The organism is Inquilinus sp. KBS0705 (assembly GCA_005938025.2).
Lineage (GTDB): Bacteria > Bacteroidota > Bacteroidia > Sphingobacteriales > Sphingobacteriaceae > Mucilaginibacter.
On record VCCI02000001.1, the window covers coordinates 67690 to 81410 of the forward strand.

Genomic DNA, 13721 nt, shown 5'->3' on the forward strand with positions numbered 1-13721 from the left:
ATTATGGATTGTTAGATATATTGTTAACTGCTCCCCACTCTGGTGTCAGAAAAAGTAAGCCTGCTGATTTTGGCAAGGCTCTGTTGGTTAATTTTCCCCCGTCAACTATTTCAAACGAAATACAATCTTCAAGGTAATCGTATATCTCCGTACTTGATGTGTCGCCGGCATACAGGCTTAAGTAATAAGTGCCGGGATATAACCTTACATCTTTTAATATTATCTGGTATAAGTTTGTATCTGCTGCTGCAGTAACCTGGAAACCCGAATCAGCATCTATCATATTAGCTATCCGCACGCCATCTACTGTTTTTAATTCGACAGATGTTCTGACCAATTTTTGATTAGGGTTAACAAATTGCAGGTTAAATAGGATGTGTATGGAATCGCCTATGGAGAATACCCGGTTATTCTCGATGCTTCCCGTTTTTGAAAGATACACATCTTTAAATTTTACTTTTTGGTTGCCAACACGTAAAGGCGCGCCTTGGTCAAAGCTAATATAGGTTTCGGCAGTACGGTCAGATTTCAGATAATCATCTACCATTTTACTGGTAGGGCCAATACCGGCAACTTCGCCATTCTTAAGTGAGATGGCGCTTGTACAAAGTTGATTAATAGCTGCCATGTTATGACTGACAAAAAGTATAGTGCGCCCTTCGCCCTTGCTTACATCGCCCATTTTACCGAGGCACTTTTTCTGAAACTCGGCATCGCCTACGGCAAGTACTTCATCAACTATTAATATCTCACTTTCCAGGTGCGCGGCAACGGCAAAAGCCAGCCTTACATACATGCCTGATGAATAGCGTTTTACAGGTGTATCAATGTACCTGTCAACCCCCGAAAAATCGACAATTTCATCAAACTTACGCTTGATCTCGGCTTTACGCATGCCAAGTATAGCACCGTTTAAGTATATATTTTCTCGGCCGCTTAGTTCAGGATGAAAGCCCGTACCTACTTCAAGCAGGCTGGCAATTCGCCCCTTTACCTTTACCGAACCGGTAGTAGGAGAGGTTACCCTGCTTAAAATTTTAAGTAATGTGCTTTTGCCTGCACCGTTACGGCCAATTATTCCTACTGCATCGCCTTGTTGAATTTCAAAGTTAATGTCTTTCAGGCTCCAAACCACATCGCTTGTGCCTTTTTTGGTGCGATCGTTCAGCTCGCCTATTTTTAAAAACGGATCTTCCTGACCACGCATACGTGCCCAAAAGCGTTCCAGGTCGCGGGATATAGTTCCGGTGCCAAAATCGCCTAACTGATAGGCTTTTGAAAGGTTTTCAACTTTTATCGCTTTAGCCATTATACGGTATCAACAAATGTTTTTTCAACCTTATTAAATATGATTATGCCTGCAAAAAGCAATGCGGCAGTTACTATACTACTATAAGCTAATAACTCAAAGCTAAAACTCCCTTTACCTAAAAAGCCATACCTAAAAGTTTCTATAATGCCGGTAACGGGATTTAACTTTATTAGCCAACTGTATTGCGGGAATTTCGCCTCGGCTACAGATAGGGGGTAAACTACCGTTGTGGTGTACATTAATAAGGGTACACCAAAGCTTACTATAAAAGCAATATCGCGATATTTGGTTGTAACAGCAGATATGATCATACCCAACCCCAGGCCCTGTGCTGCAATCAATATGATAAGGAACGGTAGCAAAAGAGCATAAGCATTAATAGCTATGTGTGTGCCCTTTACATAATAAAATATAAGCAGCGCGAAAAAAAGAGCCATCTGCACACCAAATTTTACCAGGTTAGAGGCAACTATACTTAGCGGCATTATTAAGCGTGGAAAATATACTTTGCTCATTAAGCCCGCGCTATCTCTAAATACAGTTGATGTTTTGTTAAGGCAGTCTGCAAAGTAGTTCCATAATATGGTGCCAGCTAAATAAAACAAGGGTTGGGGTACACCATCGGTAGGTATTGCCGCCAATGTGCCAAAAACAAACGAGTAAAAAATAATGGTGATAACCGGCTGTACAAAAAACCATATAGGCCCCAATATGGTTTGCTTATAAAACGATACAAAATCGCGCCTTACAAACAGTAACAGTAGGTCCCGGTAATGCCAAACATCTTTTAAATGCAGATCGAACAACCCTGTTTCGGGTTTAATTTCAATATCCCAATCTTCGTTATCCGGTTGGCTCATCAATTAGTAATTGGGTTAATTTATCAATATAATTTTGCTCGCTAAAATTTTGGAGGCATTTATCTTGTAAATGTTGCCTGCGGCTAATAGTTAATGGTAGGGTTAAATTATCAATAATTGCTTTTTCTAACTCCGCTTCGTTATCGGTATTAATGGCTGTACCCAATTTCCCGTTTAGTATAGCATCAACACTGCCATCGGCATTACCGCATATTACCGGTAAGCCACATGCGAGTGCTTCAATAAAAACAATTCCAAAGCCTTCTTTTTTACTTGGTAAAACAAATAAATCGGCCATTAAAAAATGATCAACAAATTCTTGCTCGTTGATAAAGCCTGTTAATATAACCTGATCGCTCACCTTATAGTAGGTTATCAGTTTTTTTATACGCAATTCTTCAACTGTGTCGTACTGGCCTGCCAGCACATATTTAATATCGGCAAATTGGTCTTTAAGCCTGCTTATTGCCTTTATTACCATATCATGCCCTTTATACTGTTCAGAGTAGGCTAAACGCGATAGGGTAAATATAACATGGTTGGCAGGGGTTAAACCGTATCGTTTTAACAGGTAATCGGGCTTGGTAAATGTTTTGGGCAGCTTCATAAACGGATCTACCGCGTTATTCAATATTTCACACACTTCGGGCTTTATGTGATGCCGGGCTATCACCTGGTCTTTAGTAAACTTGCTTACACATATTACCTTATGGCATTTTTTAAGTAGCAATCGTTTATGATAGGGTAGTGGCCGCCAAATTTCGATGCCATGTGCTATCAACCAAACTCGACATTTAGGATTAATGTAGCTAATGATCAATCCTATCAATGCTAAGTTAATATGACTTAAAATTATAATATCCGGCTTTCGGGCAGAATAAAGTGACCCGCAAACGAACTTCAAACGACTATTGTTATAACCTTTAAAACTATTGCCGGTGACGTATTGCGGCATCACATCGCTGCAGTTGTCATACAATGACGATAGCTTAAAGTCCCATCCGTTTTTTTTACAGATATTTTGTAAGGAATGGGCAAGCGTACGGGTCATTTTTTGGATGCCGCCGGTAGTACTAAATGTTTGTAACGAAAATAAAACGATGTTTTTATACATACGTTTGTACCTGGTAAAGCGCATATGCCCGCGACCAATGCAACTCCCCGGTTTTGAATTTTCTAATTAGTTTTTTTGCCTGTGTGGTTTTATAAATACTCTCATCCCTTATCGCCTCATTATTTATCATCCATTGTTGTAATGGAAAGGTGAAGCCCATTTTAGGCCTGTTCCATACGGTTTCAGGTAACAGGTTTTTAAAACTATCGATCAATATTTTTTTAGGTTGCTTGCTGCTAAACCGTATATCCGGATGTATGGTCTCAATAAAGGCTTTAAAGTCTTCATCTAAAAATGGTACCCTTACTTCTAAACTATGGTTCATGCTCATTACATCGGTGTCTCGTAACAATTGGTTTTGCATGTACAAGTTGTTTTCAAACCAGGCAGCGTGTTGTTTATTATAATTGCCAAGATCAGGAAAGTTGTTAGACCCAAACAAGGTGTTATTTATATCCTGTTCTGTAGTGTCCAGAATTTGCGCAACCAATGTGGGATTGTATAGGCCTCTTAGAAATAGATAATCAGCTAAGGGGTGGTTATTTTTAAGGTATTCAAATTTTTTAAAACGATTGTTAGCAATGCTAATAACCGATGAAAACAAAGTGGGAAGTTTTCTTAAATAAGGCAAATATTTTATCCTGTTAAAAGATGGATAGCCACCAAAAAGTTCATCGGCACCAATGCCCGATAGTACAGCTTTTAACCCTGCCTGATGTGCATATTTGCTTATAAACCATGTATTGATGCCATCTGTAGTAGGCATATCCATTGCCTTTAAAATGTCAGGAAAGACATCTTCGAAATCTTGCTGTTGAACCAGGAATTTATAATTCTTACAATCTGTTTTGTCAGATACCACGTCTTGATACATGCGTTCGTCATACCTGTCTTCGTTAAAAAATACCGAAAGTGATTTAAGGCCGTCTTTCTTTTGTTTATCAGCTAACAAAGTGAGCAAGCTTGAGTCAATACCCCCGCTTAAAAATACCCCGATAGGCGCGTCGGCAATCAACTGGCGACTAACAGCTTGTTTTAATAGTTCGGCAATTCGCTGTGTAGCATCTTTCTCATTAGTTATGTAATTGCTTTTCTTGTCCTGTAGGTAACTTTCTATTTTATAAGTGCCATCATTTTGCCAGGTTAAAAAATGGCCTTTGGGTAAATTTAATACCCCTTTTAGTGTAGTGTGTGGTTCAGGAATATTCCCTAAGGCCAAAAGCCAAATAGGCCAGTTTGGGTCTGGCGTGGTAGCTATACCAGCCTTTTTTAGTGCGCGTATCTCCGAAGCAAATGCTAATTGTCCATCATTTATATAATAATATAATTGTTTAATGCCATTAGTGTCACGTACCAGCAAGGTGCGTTGCTTAACAGCATCATATAAAGCAAATGCAAACATACCCCTAAGCCTTGTAAAGGCTTGAGTGCCCCAAAACAGGTAGGCTTGTAAAATTACTTCCGTATCGGTATCTGACGAAAATTTAGCGCCAAGCGCTATCAATTCTTTCTTTAACTCTCTATAATTATAAATCTCGCCGTTAAAGGTTATCCAGGCTTTTTTATCAACGTCGGCCATTGGCATATGCCCGTTTGTACTAAGGTCTATGATAGATAGCCGGCGGTTGCCTAACGCTGTATTAGTTACGGCATCATAATAAACTCCTTCATCATCCGGCCCGCCATGTTGTAAGCTATCGCACATGGCTTGTACCTTATGCTTTATTTCTTCCCCGCTTAAGCGCTTATTTATTAATCCGGCTATCCTGCACATTGTTCACCTCTATTCATAGCTTCGCCCCGTAAGTCACAATTGTTTTTTGTAACTCATTATTTATTAGCCGATTAAAAAAACCAGCAACTGGTTATATGTTATGGCCTAAGCCAATTTATTAAATATAAAGATTAAAGCCTGTTTATTAATGATGCAGCAACATTAACTATAACCGAGCAACCCAGGTTATCAAGCCTTAATAATAATTGTTTTTGCGATTTGTACGATATTATTTCGCCTATAATACCTTTAAGTAAGCCAGCCTTTATCTCTATTTTTTCTCCTGGTTGTAAATTCTCTTCAGTAATCTCTAAGTCTAACGAGCTTGCCGTTAACAATTTCAGGTCTTCTATCTGCCTGTCGGGCATAGGCGTAATTTTGCCCGAAAAGTATATAAAGCGAGCTATGCCCCTGGTCATTAATACATCTGCCTGGGCACTATCCACAATACGCACAAATAAGTATGATTTAATTAAAGGTTCTTCAACCCATTTTTTCCTGTCGCTCCATTGCTTTATGCGACGCTGCAAGGGTAAATATGCTTCGATACCCTTATTAATTAGGGCGGCATATGCTTTTTTTTCGGCACGCGCATTTGTATACACCGGATACCATTTAGGTGTGCCTATGGTTGGTTTTAAAGTCATACTTTAAAAAAGCACGTTTATTATTTTAGCCAATTTTTTAAGCTCCACCATTTCTTTTTATCATTATCAACATAGTAGCCCGAGCTTTCGTAGCCACTGTAATCCGAATAATAATAATAACGGGTACCGTAATTTTCGCCCGTAAACTTGGTTGTGTAATACCTTGAGTGCAGCAGATCTTCTGAATAAGCATTTAGCACAATAACTGTATTGTCTAAATGGTATTCCTGTGCTATACGTTCGGGTATGATGGCGGAGTAAAATTTGGATTTGCCTGACCGGATAACAAATATATTGATATCGCTCATGCGTATAAGCGGGATAGCATCAGATACCAGGCCGATGGGTGCCGTATCTATCATGATAACATCATACCTTAACTTTAGTAGATTTATCATATCTATCATACGGGCACTGTGCAATAATTCAGATGGGTTAGGTGGCACAGGCCCCGATATTATAAAATCGAGGTTATCCTGACTCGATTTAAGGATAACATCGTCTAATGTAGACTGGTTAGATAAGTAAGTACTTAAACCCGTATCGTTAGGTACCTTAAACGTTTTATGCAGTTTAGAGCGCCTTAAATCTGCCCCGATAAGTAATACCTTTTTATCTATAAGCGATAACGTGCTTGATAAATTAACAGCAACAAATGATTTGCCCTCGCCGGCTACTTCTGATGTAATGCAAATTACTTTGCTTTGCTTTTCGGAAGCTATAAAATTTAAATTGGTACGCACCGAGCGAACGGATTCGGCAAATATGGATTTTGGTTTGCTTAAAGCAAGTACCTGGGCATTATCTTCATCAACCACATCAGGGAATTTTCTTATTACACCAATAATTGGTATGGTTGTAAGGCTCTCAATGGTTTCCTTATCATATATATAAGGGTTTAATATCCTTATTAATACAATAAGTCCTAAGCCAATAGCCAGGCCAAATATTATTGCAGATCGCCTGATATCATGTTCATTAGGTGATACCGGTGCGTAATTAGGCTGCGACTGCTCTAAAATGGTTGCGCCCGGTAAAATACCCGACCGGCTTATTTGTGCTTCAAGTTTTTTCTCAGATAAAAAGGAATATACCTTTTCGCTTATTCCATAGTCGCGCTGTATCGATATAAGTTCGCGCTCGGCTACCGGGAAAGTAGCTATCTTTTGGTTTAGCTGGCTTATTTGCGAATTAAGATATTTTAAGTTGTTGTTTATGCTTGTTATAGAGATATTAAGGTTATTTATTGCCCTGCTTTTTAATTGTATAATGGTATTGTTAACATCTTGCACCAACTGCGAATTAGGGGTAAAGGTTTTCAACAGGTCGTTACGCTGGCTAAGGGCATTATCAAGGCTGGTTATGATGCCTGATAATGTAGGATCAATTTGGCCCTGGCCAATATCAAGGTTAAGCGTTAAGTTATTTTTTTCTTTAACAATTTGCTGTTTAAGCTGATCAATTGCCAGCAATTGCAGTTTTAAAATAGATTGTTGCGATTCGAGATCTTTGGCCTTTTCTAACGCACCATTGGCCGAGCTTCCAACATCCATTAACTTATTTTTCTGCTTGAAGCGCTGTATCGACCCCTCCGAGCCCTCTACCTCGGTGGATAGGTATTTAAGCTGGCTATCAATAAAGTTGATCATTTGAGTAGCCGACTGCGTTTTACGGTTACGATCGTAAACAAGATATTCCTTCATTATGGCGTTTAACACGTCTGATGCAAAAACGGGATTTGCATCGGTTTCTGAAACGATAAGAATATTTGAATTTTTTATCGTTTCGGCAATATATAGCCCGCCGCGTGCACGCCCTGCAAGTTCTTCGGGTGAGTTAAATTTAAACAGGTAAACTGTGTTCTGGCTGCTGTTTTGAGGGTATTTAATACTGAAAGTTGTGGTGCCTATTGTTACAGGATTATTGTAAACGAAATTTTTTGAGACCTCTTTACCACCTTCGGGATAAGTAAGATTAAAGCTGCTTTTGTTAATAGGTTTAAAAGTTATTAATTCCCTATAAAAGTTTAAACTATCAAATTGCAGCTGTTCAATATCAAGTGGCTTTTGCGGATAAAGTTCACGTGTGCGAACGCGGCCCTCTATAAAAAAGCTAATAGGGTAGTTAATATCCTTAACCGCGTTTAAAATTACGCCATGGCTTTGTATTACCGATGTTTCGCTTTGTATCCTGCTGGTACCCCTTTCAGATGTGCTCACAACATTTACAAGCTCGGTTATCTCGGCTCTTTTTTCTTCGAGTTTTATGGTGCCCGCTGTAGCATAGGTTTTCGGGGTATACCATAAGTATATGTACGAGCCCAATATAAAAACAGCCAGCGATCCGGCTATCCAATACCAGCGGCTTATCAGAATTTTACCTATTTTAAAATAGTCAATTTCCTGATTAGGTAATTTTTTTATACCTTTTTCTGTTTCTTCCATTACCGGGTGCTAAGGGTATAAATAATTAAGGCCGTATTAAACAGCAGCAGCGCAGGTTGCACTATACTCGAGAAATTTTGAAGATTATCATTACGTATTGCGCGCTTGTTTTGCGATATGTAAACAATATCGCCGCTTTGTAAAATGGCCCTGGGGTCGTTAATAGATGAGATATTGCTCAGATCTATTTGCGTTACCTGGTTGCCATTACGTATAATTTTAATGTTTTTTTCGTTTGCAGTGGCATTGAGCCCCCCCGCTTCGCCAAGTAATTCAACAAGGGTAGTGTTATCCCTCATTAGTGGGTAGTTGCCTGGCGACTTTACTTCTCCCATTAATATCACTTTCAAGTTCATCACTTTTAGTTCTATAATAGGGTCTTTTAATAAATTATCACGGTAAAGCTTTTCAATAAGCTTGGTGGCCTCGGTACGTGTAAGGCCGGCAACCATAACATGGCCGATAACGGGTAAAGCTACACGGCCATCTTCCTCAACCTGGAACGTTTGCCCCTGGGAGGCTGAACCACCTGAACCCCCAGAACCACTGGTAGGTATTTCATCTGTTATATACTTTATACCTTGCAGGTTACGTATTTGCAACATGTCCTGCGGTTTAATGCGGTAACTACCCACTGTACCCCGGCTGGCTGCGGTTGACGAGGTATCAGTGGCTTGGCTCTTACTTTGAAAAAGAAGTTGATTTTGCTTGTAAGAGCAAGAACTGGCAATAAACATTATACTAACAATACAAGTAAAATATATAGCGCGCATATCAAGTAATTTACCGCTAATATTACTAATTAATTAGGCAGTAATTCCAAATTTACATAATTTGCATTTAAATTAAAGTATTTTCAATAGTGCATGATCCTAAAATTTCTTTAATTACAGTATCCTACAATGCACAAAGCACTATTAAACAGTGCATACAATCGGTAATTGCCCAGGATTATAATAACGTAGAGTATATTATTATTGATGGCGGGTCTTCAGATAATACGCTTGATATTATAAGTGAGTATAAAACGTATATAAGCGTACTTGTTTCTGAACCTGATAGGGGCATTTATGATGCCATGAACAAAGGTATTGCCCTGGCTACAGGAGATGTTATTGGGGTGCTTAATGCGGATGATTATTTTGCCGATAAAACAGTTTTAAGCAGTGTTGCCGGCGCATTTAAAATTAATGATATAGATATTATTTATGGTGATTTAGATTATGTAAAACCGGATGGTAATATTATTCGTAAATGGCGTGCAGGCCAATACAATAAAGGGATGTTTAATATGGGTTGGATGCCACCTCATCCCACTTTTTATTGCAAAAAGGAGCTTTTTGATTTGTTGGGGAACTATAGCCTTAATTTTGGTACTGCTGCAGATTATGAGTTAATGTTAAGGTTTATACATGTTAATAAACCCACGGTTTATTATCTGCAAAAGGTACTTGTTAAAATGCGTACCGGAGGAGTTAGCAATAAAAGTTATACAGGCCGAATTAAAGCATTGTATTATGATTTTAAGGCTATGAATAATAATAATATTATATTTTCGCCTATGGCATTGTTATTCAAACCATTGAGAAAGATTAAGCAGTTTTTTTAATTCGCAATTAAATATTTTTTTATAATTTCGCAAAGCAATTACCCCTAATTATAGTGTTGATGCAAGAGTATTTAAATACTTACTACATTTATTACGCTTTTATTGTAATGTTTTCAATCCTGATTACATTGCTTTCAATACCCTCTATTTTACACGTAGCGCGCACCCGTCATTTATATGATGATGTAGGCCATTTTCGTAAACAGCACGATCATGGTATACCTCGTTTAGGTGGCGTGGCCATATTTGTTAGCTTTACAATAACCATATTATTATTTAGTATTATCGATAAAACAGTACCTGTAAGCTCGTTACTTGCTTCAAGTATTGTGCTTTTTATAATGGGTTTAAAAGACGACCTGTCGGGCGTAAATTCCAGCACTAAGTTTTTTATACAAATTGGCGTAGCTACAATATTGGTTGTTTTAGGGAATATACGTCTTACCAGTATGTATGGCATGTTTGGCGTTTATGATCTGCCTTATGTAATCAGTTGTATTATATCTGTTATAGTTATTATACTTATCATTAACTCCTTTAATTTAATTGATGGTATTGATGGCCTTGCCGCCACTACAGGTATTATAGCTAACGGTACATTTGCAGCGCTATTTATCTATATTAAACATTACGAACTTGCGGCTGTGTCACTTACGATAGTAGGCGCTATCTTTGGTTTTTTAAGGTATAATATAACACCTGCTAAAATATTTATGGGCGATGCCGGCTCGCTATTAATAGGTTTAATATCGGCTATTATGGCTATCAGGTTTGTTGAGCTTAATAAGTTTACACCTAATAGCAGCCCCGCAGTATATTCGGCCCCTGCTATAGCGCTAACTATTTTGATAGGGCCAATATTTGATACCATCCGTGTCTTTATTTTACGTGTAGCAAAAGGTCGTTCGCCTTTTTCAGCCGACCGTAACCACATACATCACCGTATGCTTAGGCTTGGTTTTAATCATTTGCAAACCACGTTGACATTGGGCGGCCTTAATGTAATAATGATTGTAATGGTAGTATTGTTAAGCGGTTTAGGTAACCTCACTCTAATGATATCCGTGCTTGCAATTGCTACCCTGTTTAACTGGGGTATCACCTTTGCGCTGCGTTCAAAAGAACGCGAAAGCACGGCATTGCGTAACCTTTTTGTTTAACCGGTTTGTAATAATTGGTATCTGCTTTCAGCAAAACCTTATCCCTTTATAATTTTACTTAGTTTTGCATCCTTAATTTAAAGTAATGAGGATAGCTATAAACGGTTTTGGCCGTATAGGCCGTATTTTTTTAAGATCGATCCTTTCGAAACCCAATATAGAGGTAGTGGCTATTAACGATTTAGCCGATACCAACACTCTGGCTCATCTTTTTAAGTATGATTCTGTTCATCGCGGATTTAAGGGTACTGTAAATAACGATACCGACCACTTATTTATTAAGGACCGTAAGATAAAGGTGTTTGGCCAAAGCGACCCTGCAACTTTGCCATGGAAAGAGCTGGATATAGACTTGGTAATTGAGTCGACAGGTAAATTTGCTACTGAAGCTGGTGGCGCTAAGCATATTGCAGCCGGGGCAAAGCAAGTAATTATATCTGCCCCTGCCGATAAAACGGTTCCTACAGTAGTTTTAGGAGTAAATGATGGTGATATAGACCTGCGGTCGCCTATTTTGTCTAACGCATCGTGCACCACCAACAATGTGGCCGCTATGGTTAAGATATTAGACGAAAACTGGGGCATAACCGATGGTTATATTACTACAGTACACTCGATGACCGGCGACCAAAACCTGCACGATGCCCCTCATAAGGATTTGCGCAGGGCAAGGGCAGCATCGGCATCTATTATACCTACCACCACCGGCGCTGCAAAGGCAATTACCAATATATTTCCGCATTTAGATGGGCACTTAGGTGGTGCAGGCATACGCGTACCGGTACTAAATGGCTCATTAACAGACTTTACCTGTAGCTTAAAACAATATCCAACCGTGGCCCAAATTAACAGCGCGTTTAAAGCGGCAGCCGATGGGCCAATGAAAAATATTTTGGAGTACACCGAAGACCCAATTGTATCTACCGACATTTTAGACAACACCCATAGCTGCATTTTTGATGCTCAGCTTACTTCAATAGTTGGTGGCTTGGTTAAGGTGGTGGGTTGGTATGATAACGAAATGGGTTATAGCAGCCGCCTGGCGGACTTGGTTGAAAAAATAAGCCTGTTACCCCAATGATAAAATTTATAACAGCCGACGATGTGCTGCCTATTCGTAATGAGGTATTGCGCGATGGTAAATTAACGCCTGATGAGTGCCGTTTCCCTAATGACCATGCGGAGGATGCTTTTCATTTAGGTTATTACAAAAACGGCGAATTGGCCTGTATCGCATCCTTTCATCCACAAGCCTACGGAGATTTTACGGGCAAAGCCTATCAACTCCGTGGTATGGCAACCATCGCGCAATATCGTGGTACGGGCTTGGGTAATATGCTTGTTAACTTTGCTATTACCTATCTGCGGGGGCAAAAAGTAAATTACCTATGGTGCAATGCCCGCAAAAAAGCGCTCGGCTTTTATTTAGGTGTTGGTTTCGAAGTTGTATCTGCCGAATTTGATGTGCCGGGCATTGGCCCGCATTATGTAATGTATGTTAAGATACAATGAAATTTTAAGCCTTTTTAAACACCTTTTTAACTTTAGGGTTGGGTATTAAAATAAAATTGTTCAATTTGCCGCCTTTGAAATCATACATAATACTTTATGAAAACAATAGATCAGATCAGTTTTAACGGTAAACGTGCCCTAATTCGTGTGGACTTTAACGTTCCCCTGGATAAGGATTATAACATTACCGACGATAACCGGATGACCGCGGCCTTGCCAACCATCAAAAAGATTTTAAAGGATGGCGGTGCCGTTATTTTAATGTCGCATTTGGGCAGGCCAAAAAATGGGCCTACCCAGGAATTTTCTTTAGAACATATTGTAAAACACCTGTCTGATCTTTTGGGTCAGCAAGTACAATTTGCTGATGATTGCATTGGCGAAGATGCCATTGAAAAAGCAAAGGCTTTAGGTAAAGGCGAAGTGCTTTTGTTAGAGAACCTTCGTTTTTATAAAGAGGAGGAAAAAGGAGATAAAGATTTCGCCGAGAAGCTATCAAAGTTAGGTGATATATACGTAAACGATGCTTTTGGAACTGCGCACCGTGCGCATGCCTCTACAGCGGTTATAGCGCAGTTTTTCCCTGATGCTAAGTACTTTGGATACCTGATGGCTGCCGAACTTACCAATGCCGAAAAGATTTTAAACGATGCACCTAAGCCTTTTACAGCTATTATGGGTGGTTCAAAAGTATCTGATAAGATAGAATTGATTGAAAAACTGCTGGATAAGGTTGATAACCTGATCATTGGCGGCGGTATGGCTTACACCTTTGCTAAGGCAGATGGCGGCAACATAGGTACATCCTTAGTTGAGGCTGATAAGTTAGACCTTGCCCTTAGCCTGGTTAAAAAGGCGAAAGAGAAAGGTGTACAATTGTTATTACCTGTTGACAACGTTATTGCGGATGCTTTCTCAAATGATGCCAATACCGATGTGGCCAAAACCGGCCAGATACCTGATAAATGGATGGGCTTAGATATTGGTCCTGAAACAGTTACGTTATTTAGCAAGGTGGTTGAAGAATCAAAAACCATACTTTGGAACGGCCCTATGGGTGTGTTCGAGATGGAGAAATTCCTGGTTGGTACAAAAGCAATTGCCGATGCGGTTGCCAAAGCTACCGATAACGGGGCATTCTCGTTAATAGGCGGTGGCGACTCTGCAGCTGCGGTTGCTAAGTTTGGCATGACGGAGGATGTAAGCTACGTATCTACAGGTGGTGGTGCCTTATTAGAATATATGGAAGGTAAGGAACTGCCTGGTGTTAAGGCGATTAATGAATAATT

General features: G+C 39.4%; 12 protein-coding genes. 5 read left to right on the forward strand and 7 right to left on the reverse strand.

Annotation, left to right across the window (positions count from 1 at the left end):
• Position 1: 1 nt before the first annotated feature.
• From FFF34_000360 to FFF34_000390, 7 genes are all read right to left on the reverse strand, one after another.
• Positions 2–1309, reverse strand: a complete 1308-nt coding sequence (locus FFF34_000360) for an ABC transporter ATP-binding protein (GenBank protein ID TSD65885.1) — start codon at positions 1307–1309, stop codon at positions 2–4.
• A complete protein-coding gene (locus FFF34_000365; GenBank protein TSD65886.1) occupies positions 1309–2172 on the reverse strand; it encodes an ABC transporter permease in 864 nt (287 codons plus the stop codon). The genes FFF34_000360 and FFF34_000365 overlap by 1 nt, the downstream gene beginning before the upstream one ends.
• Positions 2156–3310, reverse strand: coding sequence for a glycosyltransferase family 4 protein (locus tag FFF34_000370; protein ID TSD65887.1), 1155 nt, complete (start codon positions 3308–3310; stop codon positions 2156–2158). The genes FFF34_000365 and FFF34_000370 overlap by 17 nt, the downstream gene beginning before the upstream one ends.
• Positions 3279–5060 carry an asparagine synthase (glutamine-hydrolyzing) gene (gene asnB / locus FFF34_000375; GenBank protein ID TSD65888.1) on the reverse strand — a complete coding sequence of 594 codons (1782 nt, stop codon included), beginning with the start codon at positions 5058–5060 and terminating at the stop codon, positions 3279–3281. Before asnB ends, FFF34_000370 begins: the two co-directional genes overlap by 32 nt.
• Positions 5061–5191: 131 nt before the next feature.
• A complete protein-coding gene (locus FFF34_000380; GenBank protein TSD65889.1) occupies positions 5192–5707 on the reverse strand; it encodes a UpxY family transcription antiterminator in 516 nt (171 codons plus the stop codon).
• Between the two features lie 20 nt (positions 5708–5727).
• The gene (locus tag FFF34_000385) at positions 5728–8151 is read right to left on the reverse strand and encodes a polysaccharide biosynthesis tyrosine autokinase (GenBank protein ID TSD65890.1); all 2424 of its coding nucleotides are present in this window, start codon (positions 8149–8151) and stop codon (positions 5728–5730) included.
• Entirely contained in the window at positions 8151–8924 is a 774-nt protein-coding gene (locus FFF34_000390) for a hypothetical protein (GenBank protein TSD65891.1), read from the reverse strand. The genes FFF34_000385 and FFF34_000390 overlap by 1 nt, the downstream gene beginning before the upstream one ends.
• A gap of 89 nt (positions 8925–9013) precedes the next feature.
• Between FFF34_000390 and FFF34_000395 the strand changes: the two genes are divergently transcribed.
• The 5 genes from FFF34_000395 (at position 9014) to pgk (ending at position 13719) form a co-directional block, all read left to right on the forward strand.
• A complete protein-coding gene (locus tag FFF34_000395) occupies positions 9014–9760 on the forward strand; it encodes a glycosyltransferase (protein ID TSD65892.1) in 747 nt (248 codons plus the stop codon).
• Between the two features lie 59 nt (positions 9761–9819).
• Positions 9820–10920, forward strand: a complete 1101-nt coding sequence (locus FFF34_000400) for an undecaprenyl/decaprenyl-phosphate alpha-N-acetylglucosaminyl 1-phosphate transferase (protein ID TSD65893.1) — start codon at positions 9820–9822, stop codon at positions 10918–10920.
• Positions 10921–11005: 85 nt separating this feature from the next.
• On the forward strand, positions 11006–12001 hold the full coding sequence (gene gap / locus FFF34_000405; GenBank protein ID TSD65894.1) for a type I glyceraldehyde-3-phosphate dehydrogenase: 996 nt from the start codon (positions 11006–11008) through the stop codon (positions 11999–12001).
• A complete protein-coding gene (locus tag FFF34_000410) occupies positions 11998–12432 on the forward strand; it encodes a GNAT family N-acetyltransferase (protein TSD65895.1) in 435 nt (144 codons plus the stop codon). The genes gap and FFF34_000410 overlap by 4 nt, the downstream gene beginning before the upstream one ends.
• 96 nt (positions 12433–12528) lie before the next feature.
• Positions 12529–13719 carry a phosphoglycerate kinase gene (pgk, locus tag FFF34_000415; protein ID TSD65896.1) on the forward strand — a complete coding sequence of 397 codons (1191 nt, stop codon included), beginning with the start codon at positions 12529–12531 and terminating at the stop codon, positions 13717–13719.
• Positions 13720–13721: the final 2 nt, after the last annotated feature.